General features: G+C 68.7%; 17 protein-coding genes. 6 read left to right on the top strand and 11 right to left on the bottom strand.

The genetic code is table 11. From position 1 onward, the window contains the following. The first annotated feature begins 41 nt into the window (after nucleotides 1-41). The gene (locus JAO74_RS09065) at nucleotides 42-1,208 is read left to right on the top strand and encodes a GGDEF domain-containing protein (protein ID WP_199037184.1); all 1,167 of its coding nucleotides are present in this window, start codon (nucleotides 42-44) and stop codon (nucleotides 1,206-1,208) included. Between the two features lie 27 nt (nucleotides 1,209-1,235). On the opposite strand, the gene JAO74_RS09060 is transcribed toward JAO74_RS09065, so the two are convergent. Beyond that, nucleotides 1,236-2,150: an RcnB family protein gene (locus JAO74_RS09060; protein ID WP_199037183.1), complete on the bottom strand. Its 915-nt coding sequence runs from the start codon at nucleotides 2,148-2,150 to the stop codon at nucleotides 1,236-1,238. A 117-nt stretch (nucleotides 2,151-2,267) separates the two neighbouring features. Next, nucleotides 2,268-2,804 carry a (2Fe-2S)-binding protein gene (locus JAO74_RS09055; protein ID WP_199037181.1) on the bottom strand — a complete coding sequence of 179 codons (537 nt, stop codon included), beginning with the start codon at nucleotides 2,802-2,804 and terminating at the stop codon, nucleotides 2,268-2,270. A 95-nt stretch (nucleotides 2,805-2,899) separates the two neighbouring features. On the opposite strand from JAO74_RS09055, the gene JAO74_RS09050 reads away from it, so the two are divergent. Next, nucleotides 2,900-3,700 (top strand): DODA-type extradiol aromatic ring-opening family dioxygenase, encoded by an 801-nt coding sequence (locus tag JAO74_RS09050; protein WP_199037180.1) that lies wholly within the window; start codon nucleotides 2,900-2,902, stop codon nucleotides 3,698-3,700. 1 nt (nucleotide 3,701) lies between these two features. Here JAO74_RS09050 and JAO74_RS09045 read toward each other — a convergent pair whose 3' ends face one another. From JAO74_RS09045 to JAO74_RS09020, 6 genes are all read right to left on the bottom strand, one after another. Further along, entirely contained in the window at nucleotides 3,702-4,463 is a 762-nt protein-coding gene (locus JAO74_RS09045) for a class II aldolase/adducin family protein (protein ID WP_199037179.1), read from the bottom strand. A 17-nt stretch (nucleotides 4,464-4,480) separates the two neighbouring features. Further along, nucleotides 4,481-5,629, bottom strand: a complete 1,149-nt coding sequence (locus JAO74_RS09040; protein ID WP_199037178.1) for a CaiB/BaiF CoA transferase family protein — start codon at nucleotides 5,627-5,629, stop codon at nucleotides 4,481-4,483. A gap of 20 nt (nucleotides 5,630-5,649) precedes the next feature. Continuing rightward, nucleotides 5,650-6,834 (bottom strand): acyl-CoA dehydrogenase, encoded by a 1,185-nt coding sequence (locus JAO74_RS09035; protein ID WP_199037177.1) that lies wholly within the window; start codon nucleotides 6,832-6,834, stop codon nucleotides 5,650-5,652. A 153-nt stretch (nucleotides 6,835-6,987) separates the two neighbouring features. After that, nucleotides 6,988-9,159 (bottom strand): TonB-dependent receptor, encoded by a 2,172-nt coding sequence (locus JAO74_RS09030; RefSeq protein WP_416194298.1) that lies wholly within the window; start codon nucleotides 9,157-9,159, stop codon nucleotides 6,988-6,990. A gap of 89 nt (nucleotides 9,160-9,248) precedes the next feature. Then, nucleotides 9,249-9,587 carry a hypothetical protein gene (locus JAO74_RS09025; RefSeq protein WP_199037174.1) on the bottom strand — a complete coding sequence of 113 codons (339 nt, stop codon included), beginning with the start codon at nucleotides 9,585-9,587 and terminating at the stop codon, nucleotides 9,249-9,251. After that, the gene (locus tag JAO74_RS09020) at nucleotides 9,584-9,760 is read right to left on the bottom strand and encodes a hypothetical protein (protein WP_199037172.1); all 177 of its coding nucleotides are present in this window, start codon (nucleotides 9,758-9,760) and stop codon (nucleotides 9,584-9,586) included. The genes JAO74_RS09025 and JAO74_RS09020 overlap by 4 nt, the downstream gene beginning before the upstream one ends. 89 nt (nucleotides 9,761-9,849) lie before the next feature. Between JAO74_RS09020 and JAO74_RS09015 the strand changes: the two genes are divergently transcribed. Next, a complete protein-coding gene (locus JAO74_RS09015) occupies nucleotides 9,850-10,467 on the top strand; it encodes a S24 family peptidase (RefSeq protein ID WP_199037170.1) in 618 nt (205 codons plus the stop codon). A gap of 42 nt (nucleotides 10,468-10,509) precedes the next feature. On the opposite strand, the gene JAO74_RS09010 is transcribed toward JAO74_RS09015, so the two are convergent. After that, nucleotides 10,510-10,680: a hypothetical protein gene (locus JAO74_RS09010; protein ID WP_199037169.1), complete on the bottom strand. Its 171-nt coding sequence runs from the start codon at nucleotides 10,678-10,680 to the stop codon at nucleotides 10,510-10,512. A gap of 129 nt (nucleotides 10,681-10,809) precedes the next feature. Between JAO74_RS09010 and JAO74_RS09005 the strand changes: the two genes are divergently transcribed. From JAO74_RS09005 to JAO74_RS08995, 3 genes are all read left to right on the top strand, one after another. Beyond that, nucleotides 10,810-11,034 (top strand): hypothetical protein, encoded by a 225-nt coding sequence (locus JAO74_RS09005; RefSeq protein WP_056528494.1) that lies wholly within the window; start codon nucleotides 10,810-10,812, stop codon nucleotides 11,032-11,034. Nucleotides 11,035-11,283: 249 nt separating this feature from the next. Continuing rightward, nucleotides 11,284-13,248, top strand: a complete 1,965-nt coding sequence (locus JAO74_RS09000) for an autotransporter assembly complex protein TamA (RefSeq protein WP_199037168.1) — start codon at nucleotides 11,284-11,286, stop codon at nucleotides 13,246-13,248. Next, nucleotides 13,248-17,357, top strand: a complete 4,110-nt coding sequence (locus JAO74_RS08995) for a translocation/assembly module TamB domain-containing protein (protein WP_199037167.1) — start codon at nucleotides 13,248-13,250, stop codon at nucleotides 17,355-17,357. Before JAO74_RS09000 ends, JAO74_RS08995 begins: the two co-directional genes overlap by 1 nt. On the opposite strand, the gene JAO74_RS08990 is transcribed toward JAO74_RS08995, so the two are convergent. Then, nucleotides 17,351-17,749 carry a PIN domain-containing protein gene (locus JAO74_RS08990; protein ID WP_199037166.1) on the bottom strand — a complete coding sequence of 133 codons (399 nt, stop codon included), beginning with the start codon at nucleotides 17,747-17,749 and terminating at the stop codon, nucleotides 17,351-17,353. The two genes, JAO74_RS08995 and JAO74_RS08990, sit on opposite strands and share 7 nt — an antisense overlap. Further along, nucleotides 17,749-18,015: an AbrB/MazE/SpoVT family DNA-binding domain-containing protein gene (locus JAO74_RS08985; RefSeq protein ID WP_332908769.1), complete on the bottom strand. Its 267-nt coding sequence runs from the start codon at nucleotides 18,013-18,015 to the stop codon at nucleotides 17,749-17,751. The genes JAO74_RS08990 and JAO74_RS08985 overlap by 1 nt, the downstream gene beginning before the upstream one ends. Nucleotides 18,016-18,120 lie beyond the last annotated feature (105 nt).

The raw sequence follows: 18,120 nt of genomic DNA, 5'->3' as shown, positions 1-18,120 counted from the left end.
TGGGAGAATTTCTGGATCCTGGAACGCTCGGGCTGTGCAGCATGCTGGCAAGCTGCGCCTATGCCCTGGTGTTTCTGGTCGTCGGGCGGCGATATCCGTCCGCCCTGCATTTCCGGTACTGGATCGCGTCGTCGGCCATGTATGCGGTGATTCTCGTCGGGTTCGGCTGTCTGCCGCGCCCGGCCGGTGCGACGATCGATGCGTTGATGTATGGCGCGTTGGCCGTCACGGACGTGTTGATCGTGATGGGCGTTCGCGTGTTCGAGGGCGAGAAGGCGTTCCGGCCATGGATGGTCGCGCTGGTCGCGGCCACGATGGCGCTCAAGGCAGGGTCTGTGGTGCTGGCGACGTCGGGATGGGCGGTGTCGCCCTTTGCCGCGCTGGTCGTGGATGCGATTATCCTGTCGCTGGCGATCGGGATCACCGGGCTGGTGATCTATCGCGGCCATGACACGCCGATGCGACGGATCGCGGGGGCCGCGATGATGGCCTATGTGCCCGGATACGCTCTTGCGCTAGTCGGGGAATGGGCGATGCCCGGCGAACGGTGGCTGGCGCGGGCGCCGCTGATGCTGGACCAGTTGTTGCTGGCGGTGATGAACCTGGGGCTGCTGGCGATGTGCGGCGAGCGGGCGCAACAGGCGCTGCGCGATGCGGCGCGGCTCGATCCGCTGACGCAACTGCTGAACCGGGCGGGTCTGCGCGTGCAGGAAAAGACGCTGGTGCGCCCGGGAACGGGCGTCGTCGCGTTCGATATCGATCATTTCAAGGCGGTCAACGATCGGCATGGCCATGCGGTGGGCGACGAGGTGCTGGTGGAGCTTGCCCATGCGGCGCGCCGGTTGGCCGCCGTGCAAGGCGGGCTGGTCGTGCGGCTGGGTGGTGACGAGTTCGCGGCGGTGATGCCGGGCAGCGGAATAGAGGGCGCGCGTCTGTTCGCGACGCAATTGACCGATGCGGTGATGGCGAGCGGCGAGCGCGCGGAACTGCCGGTGTGGACGGTCAGTCTGGGCATCGCGCTGGTGGCGGCGGACGATGTTGCGCTGGCGCCGGCGCTGGGCCGGGCGGATGCGTTGCTCTACAGCGCCAAGCGCGGCGGGCGGAACCGGATGGCGGCATGGACCGCGCGCGGCGTGGAAGCGCCCGATATGCGCGCGGTGCCCTATCCCGGTGCGGTTCCGGTCGATCTGGTGGCCGCGTCCCGCTGAAAACCGAACGCGGCCGGTGGTCCGGTCCTACCAGAAGATGCCGTATACCGCGTCGATCACCTGCCCGCTGCGCAGGTCGACGAGCAACGCGTCGTCATAATAACGGACCCAGCGATAGGGGCCGTATGCTTCGGGCAGACGATAGGACCATGGGTCCGAAATCCAGTAATTCCGGTTCCAGAGTACCGACGACAGGCCGGCGCCGACACCGAACCGGCGATACCCGCGATCCCAGCCGTTCGGCGCGTAATAGCGCGGCAGGCGATAGGCGCCGCGATTGGTGGTGCGATAGCGGTTCCAGTCGTAGCGGTTCTCGTTGCGCCAGCCGCGATCCCAGTTGTTGCCGCGGCGATCATTGCTCCAATCGTTGCCACGATCGCTGCCGTTGAAGCGGCGGTCGTTGCTCCAGTTGCCGACCCGGTCGCGGTCGTTGAAGCGGCTGCGGGTCCAGTCGTCGCCGCGACGGTCGTTGCGGTCGCCGCGATTGTTCCAGTCGCGGCCATCGTTCCGGCGGTCGTCGCGCCGGTCGCCCTGGCGGTCGTCGATGCCGCGTTCGGTACGGTTGCCGTCGCGCCAGGTCGCGCTGCTGCCAGGACGGCCGCGATCGGCGGGCTGGAAATCCGGGCGCCGGGGTTCGGGACGGTCGCCACGGTCGATGCCGCCGCGCGGGCCGTCGTTGCGATCCGGACGCTCCGCCGCCGGATCGCGCCGCTCGCCCTGAAAGCCGCCACGGCGGGTGTCGTCGCGCCAGGGCGCCTGACGGGCCTGACCGACATCCGGCGCGGCGTCCGGCGCGCGTTGACGGTCGCCACGCCCATCTCCGCGCATGTCGCCACGCATATCCCCACGGGGGCGATCGCCGCGGCGGTCGGGTTCCTGCGCGGTGGCGATAGTCGGCATCAACATCGTCGCGGCGAGCAATGCTCCGATCAGCTTACGCATCCTTGTCGTCCTTTATCGCCGGCGCACCTGCCGGCCCTGATGATGGACGAGTTGTGCCATGAACAGGTTGAGGCGAAGCTGAATAATGTCGTCAGCCTTGCGACAGCTTTCGGTCGGTCATCGCGGCGACAGGGCGGGGACGACGCGGGCCGCGTCCGCCGGTTCGATACCGGGGCGGGCGCCGGCCGGGATCACCTCTTCGCCGCGCATGGCGGCGGCGGCGCGGCGGATCGCGTCGGTCAGGCGGGGATAGATGCCGCAGCGGCAGATGTTGGTGATGGCGGCGCGGATCGCATCCTCGTCCGGATCGGGGTTGCGGCGGATCAGCGCGGCGGCGGCCATGACGATGCCGGGGACGCAGAAGCCGCACTGGACGACATTGCCGGCGAGGAAGGCGAGTTGCAGCGGGTGCGCGCGGTCCGCCGACAGACCCTCGATCGTGGTGACGAAGGTGCCCTCCGCCTGCGCGATGGTCATCCGGCACGAGCGGACTGCGCGACCGTCGACATCCACCGTGCAGGCGCCGCAATGGCCGGTGCCGCAGCCATATTTGGTGCCCGTCAGGTTCGATGCGTCGCGTAGCGCCCAGAGCAGCGGGGTCTGCGGGTCGATCTGATAGGCGACGGGCTGGTTGTTGACGTTGAGGCTGGTCATCGTCGGCGATTGTAGGCGACCGGCGCGGCGGACGAAACGACTCGTTTCCGGTGGCGACGTTGATGGCGGGCGGGGCAGGGGCGACATGGGGGAGCATGACGCTTCCCACGCTGTTTGTGCCGCATGGCGGTGGCCCCTGCTTCTTCATGGACGCCGGCGGCGGCCCGCCCGATTCCGTTTGGCGACCGATGCAGGCGTATCTGGCCGGGCTGGTCGCCAGCCTGCCCGAGCGGCCGCGCGCGATCCTGATGGTCTCGGGGCATTGGGAGACGCCGGCGGTGACGGTGCATGTCGGCGAGCGGCCGGCGCTGCTGTACGATTATTACGGGTTTCCCGAGCATACCTATCACCTGCGCTGGGACGCGGCGGGGTCGCCCGAGGTGGCGCGGCGGACGGCGGCGGCGCTGCGCGCGGCCGGGCATGAGGTGGTGGTGGAGGCGGCGCGCGGCTGGGACCATGGGGTGTTCGTGCCGATGATGGTCGCGGTGCCGGGCGCGGACATTCCGCTGGTGCAGATGTCGCTGCGAGCGGACCTTGACCCCGCCGCGCATATCGCGATCGGGCGGGCACTGGCGCCGCTGAGGGAGGAAGGCGTGCTGATCGTCGGATCGGGCATGAGCTTCCACAGTCTGCGCGCGCGGGGGCCGCAGGTGACGGCGGTCGCGACCGAGTGGGACGATGCGCTGACCGCGGCGGTGACGGAGGCCGATCCCGCGCGGCGGCGCGAGCGGGTGGCGTCGTGGGACAGCCTGCCCCATGCCCGCTTCGCGCATCCCGAGGCGGAGCATCTGTTGCCGTTGATGGTCGCGCTGGGCGCGGGCGGTGACGACGCGGCGGTGCGCGATTACCGGGACGTGGTGATGGGGTGGGTCGTCTCCGGCTATCGCTTCGGCTGAATCACTCGCGCCAGCTGGTGTCGCGCCTGTCGATCAGGCGGACCATCGCGGCGAAGTCGGCGGCGCCGGGGCCGCCGGGGACCTGCGCCATGTGCAGATCGCGCTGGTGGACGGCGACGACCTCTGGCGCGACTTCAAGCGGGGTGCCCATCGACAGGGTGGCGAGCTGGATCTCGCAGGCGCGTTGCAACGCCCAGTGCTTCACGAACGCCTCGGGCAGGGTGCGGCCCATGACGAGGATGCCGTGGTTGCGCAGGAACATCATGCGCTTGTCGCCGAGATTGCGGACGAGGCGTTCGCCCTCTTCGGAGCGGACGGTGACGCCCTCGAAATCATGATACGCGATCTGGCCGGCGAAGTTGCAGGCGTAGAAGTTGATCGGGCGCAGACCACCCTCGACCGAGCTGACCGCCATGCCGGCGGTGGTGTGCGTATGCATGATGCAATGCGCGTCGGGCAGGTGGCGGTGGAAGACCGCATGCTGGACGAAGCCGGCGCGGTTCACGGGATAGGGGTTATCGTCCAGCTTGTTGCCGTCGATGTCGATCTTGACGAGACTGGAGGCGGTGACTTCGGAGAAGTGCAGGCCGAAGGGGTTGATGAGGAACGCGCCGTCCTCGTCCGGCACCTTCAGCGTGATGTGGTTGTAGATCATCTCCGACCAGCCGAGCATGTCGAACACGCGGTAACAGGCGGCGAGCTGCTGACGCGCCTCCCATTCGGCCGCGGTGGTTTCCGGGCGGATTCGGGCGGCGGTGGCCATGGCGTGCTCTCCTGTTCTTAGGCCTCTTTATCGCATGATGGCGGGCGCTTGGCCAGCAGGGGCGCGGCGCGGGGCGGGGCGAGATCGGCGTCGGAGAAGCGGATCGGCGTACGGATGCCGGGGACGGTGGAGCCGTCCGGGCGGGCGGCGTCGATCGCCATGCCGCGCGCGACGACCTGCGGATCGGCGAAGGCCTGCGCGACGCTGTTGATCGGGCCGGCGGGGACGCCGGCGGCGTCGAGGCGGGCGAGGAGGTCGTCGCGCCGGAAGCGGCGGGTGGCATCCTCGATCGCGAGGGTGAGGGCGGCGCGGTGTTCGACGCGCAGGGCGTTGGTGGCGTAGCGCGGCTCGTCCATCGGCAACCCGACGACGGCGCAGAAGCGGCGGAACTGCGCGTCGTTGCCGACCGCGAGGATGAACCAGCCGTCGCTGGTCGGATACACCGCATAGGGCGCGATGTTCGGGTGGGCGTTGCCGGCGCGGGTGGGATCGACGCCGCCCGCCAGCCAGTTCATCCCCTGATTGGCGAGCACCCCGGTCATCGTGTCGAGCAGCGCCATGTCGATCTGTTGCCCCCGCCCGGTATGGTCACGTTGCGCCAGCGCGGCCTGGATGGCGATGACGGCGTAGAGGCCGGTCATGATGTCGGCGAGGGCGACGCCGATCTTTTGCGGCGGGCCGGCGGGGTCGCCGGTCAGGTCCATGATGCCGCTCATCCCCTGCACCACGAAATCGTAACCGGCGCGCGGGGCATAGGGGCCGTCCTGACCAAAACCCGTGATCGAGCAATAGATCAGACGGGGATGGCACGTGGCCAGCGAGGCGTAGTCGAGGCCGAAGCGGGCGAGGCCGCCGACCTTGAAATTCTCGATCACCACATCGGCGTCGGCGATGAGCGAGCGGACGTGGGCGAGGTCGGCCGGGTCGGCGAAGTCCGCGACGATCGAGGTCTTGCCGCGATTACAGGCGTGGAAATAGGCGGCGTCGCGACTGCCGTCGGGATTGTCGATGAAGGGCGGTCCCCAGCGGCGGGTGTCGTCACCGTCCGGGCTTTCGACCTTCACCACCTCCGCGCCGAGATCGGCGAGTGTCTGACCCGCCCATGGGCCGGCGAGGATGCGGGCGAGTTCGACGACCTTCAGGCCGGTGAGCGGGGCGGCGGGCATTGGGTGCGAGCGATGATCCGTCAGAACGCGGCGATGCCGGTGATCGCGCGGCCGAGGATCAGGGCGTGGACGTCGTGCGCGCCTTCATAGGTGTTGACGGTTTCGAGATTCATCAGGTGGCGCATGACGTGGTATTCGCCCGAGATGCCGTTGCCGCCGTGCATGTCGCGGGCGACACGGACGATATCGAGCGCCTTGCCGACATTGTTGCGCTTCACCAGACTGACCATTTCCGGGGCGAAGCGGCCTTCGTCCATCAGGCGACCGACGCGCAGCGATGCCTGCAGGCCGAGCGCGATCTCGGTCTCCATGTCGGCGAGCTTCTTCTGATAGAGCTGGCGGCCGGCAAGCGGCGTGCCGAACTGCTTGCGGTCGAGGCCGTACTGGCGGGCGGCGTGAAAGCAGAATTCGGCGGCGCCGAGCGCGCCCCAGCTGATGCCGTAACGGGCGCGGTTGAGGCAGCCGAAGGGGCCTTTCAGCCCCTCCACATTCGGCAGCAGCGCGTCCTCGCCCACCGCGACCTCGTCCATCAATATCATGCCGGTGATCGAGGCGCGAAGCGACAGCTTGCCCTCTATCTTCGGCGCGACGAGGCCCTTCATGTCCTTTTCAAGAATGAAGCCGCGGATCTTGCCGTCATGCGCGTCGGATTTGGCCCAGACCACGAAAACGTCGGCGATCGGCGAGTTGCTGATCCACGTCTTGGCGCCGGAGATGACATAACCGCCATCGACCTTCTTCGCGCGCGTCGTCATGCTGCCGGGGTCGGAACCGGCATCGGGTTCGGTCAGGCCGAAACAGCCGATCCATTCGCCCGACGCCAGTTTCGGCAGGTATTTCAGGCGCTGTTCTTCGGACCCATAGGCGTGGATGGGGTACATCACGAGGCTGGACTGGACGCTCATCATCGAGCGGTAGCCGCTGTCGATCCGCTCCACCTCGCGGGCGACGAGGCCATAGGCGACATAGCCGGCGCCGACGCCGCCATATTCGGCTGGCACGGTGGGGCCGAGCAGCCCAAGTTCGCCCATCTCGCGGAAGATCGCGGGATCGGTATGCTCATGAGCGAACGCGTCGACGATGCGCGGCAGCAACCGGTCGGTTGCATAGGCGCGCGCCGTATCGCGGATCATCCGTTCGTCTTCGGTGAGTTGATCGTCGAGAAGGAAGGGGTCTTCCCAGTCGAACCTGCCCATGCCTGCCATCTGCCGATCTCCGTTTGAAGATGCGGTACGGGGATGGCGGCGGCGGGGCAAGCCCGACTTGGTGTGGGTAGGGGGCTTCCCACGGGCGTGGCGTTCGCGGAAAGCCCCCTCCACCAGCTTTGCTGGTCCCCCTCCCCGCGAGCAGGGAGGATTTTAGAGGTGGAAGCTCAGGGTGGCGCGGAGGTCGCGGCCGCTGAGTGGGGCGAAGTCCTTCAGGAAGCTGACGTGGCGGCGGGCGTTTACGTCGAAGATGTTGTTGGCGCTGAGCGTCAGCGTCGTCCGGTTGGTGGCGCCGAACGGCTTCAGGGCGAGGCTGGCGTTGACCAGCGTGAAGCCGTTGGTCGGCGTCTCGAACTGCGTCACGCGGTCCTGCTCGAAGCTGTGCTCCACTTCGGCGCGCGCGGTCAGGCGATCGCCCTGCGCTTCGAGGCCGCCGAGCAGCCGCATCGGCGGGATACGGGGGACGGGGCCTTGATCGACGATGCGGGCATGGACCCAGTCACCGAGCAGGTCGGCGTTGATCCTGTAACCGGCCAGCGTGGCGAGGCGGACATTGCCCTGCGCTTCCAGCCCGTAATAGCGCGCATCGGCCTGAGCATATTGGAAGCACGGCAGGTCGACGGTGCGGCCGGACGGGGCGGCGGCGGTTTCGCAGGTGACGGGATCGACCTGATTGTCGAAGATGTAGTTGGAGAACCAGTTGTAATAGGCGGCCGCGTCGAAGCTCCAGTTCTCGCGGTGGGCGTGCAGCGTCGCTTCCAGTCCCCATGACTTCTCCAGACGGAAATTGGGGTTGCCCAATTCGTAGGACTGGGTGCCGGCGTGGGGACCGTTGGCGAACAGTTCCTCGGCCGACGGTGCGCGCTCGGTGCGGGAGCCGTTCAGGCCGATGCGGATGTCGGGCGCGACTTCGTAGGAAGCGCCGAGCGAGCCGGACACCGCATGGAAATCACGGCCCCCGCTGAAGAAGCGATCGTCGCCGACGATCGTGCGGGCGTCGACCGATGTCGTCTCGTATCGCGCACCCGCTTCGGCGCGGAAGGCGCCCATGCTGTATTGTTGCAGGGTGAAGAGACCGACCTGGCTGGTCTCGTTGCGCGGCAGGAATGCCTCGTCGCCCTCGACGTCGAAGCGGCGGTTGAACACCTGCACGCCCGACGCGCCCAGCCAGCCGCCATGGTTGGCCTGAACGAATTCGAGGCGCCCTTCGAGGCCCTGGTTCTTGAAGGTCGTGCCGACCTCGCCCGAGGGTTCGAGTTCGGAATGGGTGTAGTTGGCCATCGCCGCGCGCAGGCGGATACGGTCGAGGAAGCCGCCGCCGGTGGCGACTTCGGCGCGCAGGTCGACGCGGTCCTGCTTCAGGTCGATGCGGGGCGCTTCCTGCTCCTGACCCTGTTCGGTCGCGTAGCGGATGGGAACACCGTACAGACTGTCGTAACGGCTGTACGAGATGCCGATATTGCCGCCGTCGCGGATCAGTGCGGCACCGACGCCGACGTTCCACGTCTCCGACGCGGTGTTGGGCAGGCGACCGCGGATGGCGGCGTTGCCGGCGAAGTCGATCGCGTCCTCGCCGGGTTCGACCGGTTGCGGGGGCAGGGCGGCGGTGGTGAGCGAGGCGGCACGCTGTTGCCGGGACAGGGCGTAGCCGCCGATCTTCAGGTCGTCGGTCTTCAGATATGATCCGTCGGCATGGACGACGAAGCCTTCGCCCAGCGCGACGTCACCCGCCGCCCCGCCGGACCGCTCGTTGGCGGCAGAGCCATAGGTCAGGTTGCCGCCGACGCGGTATCCGGCTTCCGGCACGCTGCGCGGGATGCGGGTGTCGATGACGTTGACGACGCCGCCGACCGCCGACGATCCGAACAACAGGGCGGATGGGCCGCGCAGCACCTCGACCCGTTCGGCGATCAGCGGGTTTATCGCAACGGCGTGGTCGACGCTGGTATTCGACACGTCGATCGAACCGATGCCGTCGGTCAGCACGCGGATACGCTCACCCTGGAAACCGCGCAGCACGGGGCGCGAGGCGTTGGGACCGAACGACGTGGCGGACACGCCGGGCAGGCGGGCGAGCGTCTCGCCGATCGTCGGGCGCAGCGCGCGCTGAAGCTCCTCGCCGGTCATGATCGAGGTGCCGGACAGCACGTCGGCCTCGCTCTGCTGGAACGGCGCGGTGACGACGATCTCGCCACCGCGCTCTGCCTGCACGGGCTCGGCGGCGGTGGCGGTCGGTGTGACGGATGCGTCGACCGCCGGGCCTTCCGCCGACGCCGGTGTGTGGATGGCCAACAGAGCGGTGCCGGCGAGGAGGAGGGGACGCATCATCGAACTGAAAGCTCCGCGAAGAAGAAGGTCGCACAGCTTCGTAACGATCGTGTTACGTTATATCAACAGTATATTGCAACGCGGCATCATGCCTCCACCAGCGTCAGCGCGGACAGTTCGATCTGGCATTCGTTGCCGATGGGCGACACCCGATCGACCGTCAGGTCGCCGAGCAGATCGCGGCCGGGTGCCAGTTGCGCGGACGGCAGGGCCGCCAGCCACGCGGTCAGCGCCGGCGAGGCGATCGCGGTCAGCAGGATGCGGTGCTGCGCGCCGACGAACGTTGCGCTCGCCCAGTCGCGAGTCGCGCTGGCGACGAGATGGACGGTGCAACCGTTCGCCGCCGCATCGGCGATCAACTCGCGGATCAGCGGCAGGGCGGGATCGGTCGGCAGGCGACGCCTGAAGCGGGCAAGGAACGTCATGCGTGGGCATCCGCGATATAGGCTTCGACCTTGGCGGTGATTTCCGGTCCCGGATCGCGACCGCGCCGGAGATCGAAGATGAGGCGGGGATCGTTGACCGCCTCGCGCCCGAAGCGGGAGACGGAAATCCCCGTCTCCCGCAGGTAGCGATCGATCTTGATGAGCAGCGACATGACGGACCTCGCGAATCTGATGTTGTGTTCATGATCTGTTCCTGCATTTCCAACTTGTCTAGGAAATATTCCTACGATACTGATCCGGCATGGTGCAGGATGATCCGCGTACCGCGCTGGCGGCTCTGGCCGAGGCGAGCGGCACCAGTCTGGCGGCGCTGTCGCGGATGCTCGGGCGCAATGCCGCCTATGTTCAGCAATATGTGCGGCGGGGGACGCCGAGGTCGCTGGAGGAGGAGGACGTCGCGCGGCTGGCGGCGTTCTTTGGGGTCGCACCAGCGATACTCGGTGGCCGCGCGGTGGCGGCGATGTGGCGGGTGCCGCGGCTGGACGTGGCGGTGTCTGCGGGGCCGGGGGCGCAGGTGGACGACGAGGTGGCGGTGGGGACCGACCTGATCGACCCGTCGCTGGCGCGGCGGCTGGGCCTGTCGCCGGGGGCGGCGGCGATCCTGCGGGTGAAGGGCGATTCGATGGAGCCGGGGCTGTTCGACGGCGATCACATACTCGTCGATACCGGCGACCGCCGGCCGGGGCCGCGCGGCGGCGTGTTCGTAGTGCGGATCGACGGCGCGACGATGGTGAAGCGGGTGGTGCTGCGCGGTGGCGTGCCGGTGGCGAGCAGCGACAATCCACTCAGCCCGCCCTTGCCTGATGCGCCGGTGGAATTGATCGGGCGTGTGGTGTGGCAGATGCGGCGGCCGCGCTGAGCGTGCTGTCTTTCCCTCTCCCGTTTGGAGAGGGAACTTTCGTTAACGGCGGTCGCGCAGCCAGATGAGGAGCGCGGCCGCGCCGCCGGCGGCGAGGCCGATCAGGAAACCGGGGGTCGCCTGTCCGAAGGCGAAGCCGATGGCGACGCCGACCAGCGGCCCGATCGCGATGAGGACGCCGCCGGCGGCGGCGGGAGGGGATCGATCCGACATGGTGGCGACCCTGCCACGCCCGGCGGGCGGACGCCACCCGGTGTCGGTATCGGTGTCGGGGTCGTGTCGATGCGGCGAGCCGTTGCGACCGGCGATTGACGAACGTGTCCGCGGACGGGATGGGAGGCGATGCCGTCTGCCCGTTATATCGCTCCCTATATCACCGACGCCGGTCAAGCCGCGACGGCCGCCGAACTGATCGCCGCCTTCGGCACCGACGCCGCGACCGAGGCCGCCGCCCGCGCCGACCGCAGCCGCGATCTGGGCAACCACATCCATTTCTGCCGCTGGCGGCAGGTCGAACGGTTGATCGTGATCCTGTCGGTCGATGAGGCGATCGGGACGGTGCACTAGGATCGAGAGTATCCCGCGCTTACTTCAACCGTTCGTGCTGAGTCCTTCGACTGGCTGGCAAGCCAGCCGCTCAGGATAAACTTCGACGCATGGCGTCGAAGTCGAAGCACCCTGTGCAGAGGTGGCCTTCGACTTCGATCAGGCCGAATGGTAGGGACGCGTTCGACGCGGACGGCGGGGAGATCCATCCGTCGATATTCCCGTGCCATAGGGGTATGTATCGGACCGGAGCGGAGCTAGAGGGCGAGCATGGAATGCCGCATCCGGCGGGTGGGCCATGCCGCCGCCGCCTGTCTTGTCCTGGCCGGATCGCCTCTCTCGGCGCAGGGCAATGCCGTGCCTGCCGCCGGCCAGGCACCCACGGTCGGTGCGCAAGCGGTCGATCCCGATGCACCGCTCGCGCCGCTGCCCGATATCGGCGTCGACTGGCCAACGCTCCCAATCGAACCGGTCGATCCGCAGGCGGTGGCCGCGACCACCGACGTGACCGCCGAGCGTCGCTATACGTGGCGGATCGACGGGATCGATGCCGTCGCGACGCCGCTGCTACGCCAGCGTTTTGCCGAGAACTCGACGCTCGACGCCAATGACGGTTCGGTGGCCAATGCGGCGCAGCTCGACCGGCGCGCGCGGGAGGATGCGGCACTGCTCGTCACGTTGTTGCGGGCGCAGGGATATTATGATGCGCAGGTGACGACGCGGGTGGAGCCGGGTGCGCGGCCGCTGGTGGTACTGGATACCGTGCCGGGCGGGCTTTACCGGTTCGCGGGTGTCACGCTGGCGGGGGTGGACGCGGCGGGGGAGAAGGCCGCGGCGCTGAACACCGCTTTCGCCGTGAAGGCAGGTGACGCGGTCGATGCCGATGGGGTGGTCGCCGGCCAGACCGCGCTTGAAACCGCGATCGGGCGCGCGGGCTTCCCCTTCGCCGAGGTCGGCGATCCGGCGATCGTGGTCGATCGCGCCGCGAAGACGGCGACGCTGGACCTGAGCGTGCAGCCGGGCGGCGCGCGGCGGTTTGGCGATATCGTCGCGCTGCCCGGCAACCGCGTGTTCGGGCCGGATCATGTCGCCGACATCGCTAGGTTCCGCCGGGGGGCGCCGTTCGACCAGTCGCGCATCGACGACCTGCGCCGGGCGCTGATCCAGACCGGGCTGGTCGCGGCGGTGGAACTGGAGCCGGTCGAGGGCAAGGAGCCGGGTACCGTCGATATCGCGGTGAAGCTGGACCCCGCGCCGCCGCACACCGTGGCGGGCGAATTGGGATATGGCACCGGCGAGGGCGCGCGGCTGGAACTCAGCTGGACGCATCGCAACCTGTTCCCGCCCGAAGGCGCGCTGACGATCCGCAGTGTGCTCGGCACGCAGGAGCAGTTGTCGTCGCTGGTCTATCGCCGCAGCAATTTCCATGCCCGCGACCGGGTGCTGACGTTGCAGGCGGCGGCTGCTCATCAGAACCGCGACGCGTACGACGCCAAGACCTATTCGCTGTCGGGATCGCTGGAGCGGCAGACGAACATCTTCTTCCAGAAGACATGGACATGGTCGCTGGGGGCGGAACTGCTGGCGTCGGACGAGCAGGACGTGTTGCTCTCGACCGGGTTACCGCGACGGCGGACGTTCTTCATCGGCGCGCTGCCGACCAGCCTGATCTATGACGGGACCGACGACCTGCTGAACCCGACGCGCGGGTTCCGGCTGGGTGGGCGGTTGAGCCCCGAAGTGTCGTTGCAGGGCGCGGTGTTCGGTTATGCGCGGACGCAGGTCGATGCGAGCATCTATCGCAGCATCGGGTCGCGCGTCGTGCTGGCGGGACGGACGCGGCTGGGCACGATCGTCGGTGCACCGCGCGATGCAGTGGCGCCGTCGCGGCGCTTTTATGCCGGTGGCGGCGCATCGGTGCGGGGATATGGATATCAGTCGATCGGGCCGCGTGACCCCAACAACGATCCGATCGGCGGCCGCAGCCTGACCGAATTCGCGATCGAGGCGCGGGTGAAGGCGTTCGGCAATTTCGGGATCGTGCCGTTCCTCGATGCGGGCAACATCTATACCTCGCCGTTGCCGGGCTTTTCCGGCTTTCGTTACGGCACGGGTCTGGGCGTGCGATATTATTCCAATTTCGGGCCGATCAGGCTGGATGTCGGCACGCCGATCAATCCGCAACCGGGCGATTCGAAGATCGCGGTGTACGTGTCGCTGGGGCAGGCATTCTGATGCGGTGGCGGCGGTGGATCGCCGGTACGATCGCGGCGCTGGCGGCGATCGTCGCGATGGCGCTGATCCTGGTCGATACGCCGTGGGGGCACCGGCTGGTCGCGGAGCGGATCGGCGCGATAAGGACGGCGAACGGGCTGCGTTTCGCGGTCGGGCGGATCGACGGGTCGCTCTATGCCGACACGCGGTTGAACGATCTGCGCGTCTATGACGTCGACGGGCTGGTGTTCAGTGCGCCGCGCGTCGAGCTGGACTGGGCGCCGTGGCGCTGGTTGTGGAACGAGCTGTCGATCGACCGGCTGGCGATTCCCGAGGCGCGGCTGGCGCATGTGCCGCACACGCGGCCGACGGGCAGGCGTGGCCCGATCCTGCCCGATTTCGACATTCGCATCGGCCGCGTCGATGTCGGCCGGCTGGTGCTGGCGCCGCCCGTATTGGGGCGCGAACGGGTCGGGCGGCTGGCGGGCGCGGCGGATATCCGGTCGGGCCGGGCGCTGGTGAAGCTGAACGCGCTGGTCGAGGGGAGCGATCGGTTGCGGCTGGCGATCGACGCGGCGCCGGCGCGGGATCGCTTCGATATCGATGTGCGCGGGGCCGGCGCGGCCGGCGGCGTGCTGGCTAAGGCCGTGGGCGTGCGCGGACCCGTGACGCTGACCGTGGCGGGCGACGGCAGCTGGGCGCGGTGGCGCGGCGATGCGCGGGCGGAGGTGGCGGGCGCCCGCGTCGTCGATCTGGCCCTGACCGCGCAGGAAGGACGCTATACGCTGGGCGGCACGATCGCGCCGGCATCGCTGCTGACCGGCAAGGCGGCACGGTTGACGGCGCCGCGATTGCTGGTCGAGGGGGCGGCGATCTTCGCGCATCGACGGCTGGACGGGCGGCTGGGCCTGCGATCGGCGGCGTTGGCGGCGGAGGTTGATGGCGAGGTCGATCTGGGGGCCGGCGTCTATCGCAACCTGAAGATCCGCACGCGCCTGTTGCGGCCGGCGGCGCTGTTTCCGAACATGAGCGGGCGTGGCATCGAGTTGCGCGCGATCCTCGACGGGGCGTTTGCCACCGCCAAATACGACTATCGGCTGATCGCCGATCGGCTGGCGTTCGACGATACCGGGTTCGAGCGGGTGCGCGCGGGCGGGGTCGGGCGGTTGTCGCCGTTTCCGACGACCGTGCCGATCCGGGTGACGGCGGCGCGGGTGACGGGCGTCGGCAATGTCGCGGGCGGTATCCTGAACAACCTGTCGATCGACGGCGCGCTGCGACTGGCGCCACCGACGCTGACGGGCAGCAACCTGCAGCTGCGATCGGACAAGCTGCAGGGGCGCATCACGCTGGCGCTCGACCTGCGGACCGGGCGGTATCAGGTGGGCCTGGGCGGGCAGCTCGGCCGGTATCTGATCCCCGGCATCGGCGTGGTCGACATCGATTCCACGTTGCAGGTCGTGCCCGGACCGAATGGCCATGGCACCCGCATCGTCGGGCGCGGCGTGGCGCAGGTGCGGCGGCTGGACAATGCGTTCTTTCGGTCGCTGACCGATGGATTGCCGCGGATCGTGACCGGGCTGGAGCGGACGCCCGACGGCATCCTGCATTTCAACGGCCTGCAACTGACCTCGCCGGGATTGCGGCTGAACGGCAATGGTTATCGCCGGCGGGACGGGACGTTCCATTTCGAGGGAGCGGGGCGGCAGGCGACGTATGGACCGGTGACGCTGATGCTTGATGGCCGGATCGAGCGGCCGACGATCGACCTGCGGCTGGCGCGGCCAAACGATGCGTTGGGGCTGAGCGATGTGCGGGCGCATCTCGACCCGACGGCGGCCGGCTTCGCGTTCGTGGCGGCGGGAGGATCGCGGCTGGGGCCGTTCCGTGCGAACGGGTCGATCCTGTTGCCGAGCGGCCAGCAATCCTCAATCGCGATCGACGCGGTGGATGTCGCGGGTGCGCGGGCGCGGGGCAGTCTGGCGATCGTCGATGGCGGCTTCGACGGCCGGCTGGCGGTGGCGGGGGCGCTGTCGGGGGAATTGCTGTTCCGGCCGGTCGGTGAGGTGCAGCGGATCGAGGCGCATCTCGACGCGCGGCAGGCGGCGTTCGATGGCGCGACGCTACGGGTCGGGCGGCTGGACGGGTCCGTGTTGCTGGCCGACGCCGGGCCGGTGATCGACGCCACCGCGCGGGGGCTGGGCCTGCGTTATAGCGGGCTGTCGCTGGCGCGGTTTGCGGGCACCGCCAAGCTGACCGACGGCACGGGCGAAATCCGCGCGGCGATCGCCGGATCGCGGGGGCGGGTGTTCGATATCCAGACGGTGGCGCAGGTGCGGCCCGATGATTTCACCGTGAACGTGCAGGGGACGCTGGATCGCCGGCCGCTGCGATTGCTGACGCCGGCGGTGATCGCGCGCGATGGCGATGGCTGGCGCCTGCAACCGACGCGATTGACCTTTGCGGGTGGCGAGGCGCGGTTGGCGGGGCGCTGGTCCGCCGGTGGCGTGGCGGTGGACGGTAGTGTCACGAGGATGCCGCTGACGATCCTCGACATCGGTTTCCCCGGACTGGGGCTGGGGGGCAGCGCGTCGGGGACATTGACGCTCGCGGCGCCGGCGGAGGGCGCGCCGACGGGGCGCGTCGACATGACGGTGCGCGCGCTGACGCGGGCGGGGCTGGTGCTGAATTCGACCCCGATCGATGTCGGCGTCGCGGGGGTGTTGCGCGCCGATCGCGCCGGCCTGCGCGCGGTGATGGCATCGGGGGGCAAGACGATCGGGCGAGCGCAGGCGCAACTCGCGCCGCTGGGGAGCGGATCGCTGGCGGCACGGCTGGCGGGGGCCGGTCTGTTCGCGCAGTTGCGCTATGCCGGGCCGGCGGATGCGCTGTGGCGGCTGACGGGGGTGGAGCTGTTCGACCTGTCGGGGCCGGTATCGCTCGGCGCCGATGTGACCGGGCGACTGGGTGCGCCGTTGATCCGGGGGGCGTTGCAGACCAATGGCGCCCGCATCGAAAGCGCGACGACGGGGACGCTGCTGACCAATGTTCAGGCGAGCGGCCGCTTCGCCGGATCGCGGCTGGCGATCGACCGGTTCGGGGCGGATGCCGGGCGTGGCGGTCGGGTGACGGGGGCGGGGCAGTTCGACTTCGCCGCCACCAACGGCATCGGTCTGGACCTGAAGTTGCAGGCGGACAAGGCGGTGATGATCGCGCGCGACGATATCGGCGCGACGGTGACCGGGCCGTTGCGGTTCCTGTCGAACGGCACGGGCGGCACGATTTCCGGTGATGTGACGCTGGACGCCGCACGCTATCGCCTGGGTCAGGCGACGGCGGCGACCGCGGCCCCGAAGCTGAACATCCGCGAGATCAATGTGCCGGGCGGCGACGAGGGTGACAATCGCCCGACCGCGCCGTGGACGCTGGCGCTGAACGCGCGGGCGCGGACCGGAGTGATGGTCAGCGGGCTGGGCCTGACCAGCGAATGGTCGGCGAACCTGCAGATCGGTGGTCAGCCGGAGAATCCGGCGATCACCGGGCAGGCGCGGTTGATCCGCGGTGATTACGAGTTCGCCGGCCGCGAGTTCGAACTGTCGCGCGGCGTTATTCGCTTCGGTGGCGAAACGCCCGCCAACCCATCGTTGGATATCGAGGCGAATGCGGACACGACCGGTCTGAACGCGTCGATCCGGGTGACGGGCAATGCGCTGAAGCCCGAGATCGGTTTTTCCAGCGTGCCGGCGCTGCCCGAGGACGAGTTATTATCGCGGTTGCTGTTCGGCACCTCGATCACCAACCTGTCCGCGCCCGAGGCACTGCAACTGGCGGCGGCGGTGGCGGCGTTGCAGGATGGCGGCAACGGTCTGAACCCGATTAACGCGGTGCGGCGGGCGGCGGGGCTGGACCGGCTGCGCATCCTGCCGGCCGATCCCCAGACCGGGCAGGGCACGTCGATCGCGGCGGGCAAATATGTGACGCGGCGGCTCTATGCCGAGATCGTGACCGATGGTCAGGGTTACTCGGCCACGCAGGTCGAGTTTCAGGTGACGCGCTGGCTGTCGTTGCTGTCGAGCATCTCGACGCTCGGCCGGCAGAGCGCGAACGTGCGGATATCGCGGGATTACTGAGCCGGGGCCGGCCAGATGTCGAGCGACAGGCCGGGGATATCGCGGAAGTCTTCGCCGTTGATGGTGACGAGCGTCAGGCCGTGGACGATCGCGGTGGCGGCGATCAGCCGGTCGAGGATGCGCGCGCGGGAGAAGCCGCGGGCGGCGATGATGCTGCCATAGGCGGTGACCACCGGTGGATCGATCGGCAGTATATCGATCGCCGCGACCAGCGCGTCGAGTGTCGCCCGGCGGTATGTGGCGTAGCGCGGATCGGCATGAACGCCGCCCTCCATCTCCACCCATGTCATCAGCGACATGGCGGGCCGTTGCGACAGGGTCATCAGGCGGGCGGTGATCCTGTCGTGGCCATCACGAAGGTAGATGGCGATATTGGTGTCGATCAGATGCATCAATACAGACCGAGGCGGTCGGGAAACTCGATCCGCGTTTCCTCCCGATCGAAGGTCGGTCGCGGCGCATCGCCCCAGACATCGCGCAGCCGCGTGATGAGTTCGGTCAGCTTGCGCTTCTCTTCGGTCATATCGACGCTCGCGCGCAGCGTGATGGTGTCGCCGACCTGTTCGATCACCACCGGCACCCCCGCCTCAAACCCCAGGCTTCTGGGCAGGCGGACGGCGACGCTGTTGCCGCTTTTGAAGGTTCTGGTTTCGATCACGCCCATCGCCATGCTCCCGGTATGCACGCGTATATACGCCGATGGCCGTCGAATGGCCAGCGGGTGGCAACCGGCGAGCGTGCTGATACGTTCGCGACACCTGCA

It is taken from the genome of Sphingomonas mollis, assembly GCF_016427505.1.
GTDB classification, from domain to species: domain Bacteria; phylum Pseudomonadota; class Alphaproteobacteria; order Sphingomonadales; family Sphingomonadaceae; genus Sphingomonas; species Sphingomonas mollis.
This window is presented reverse-complemented; position numbering and strand designations above follow the sequence as displayed.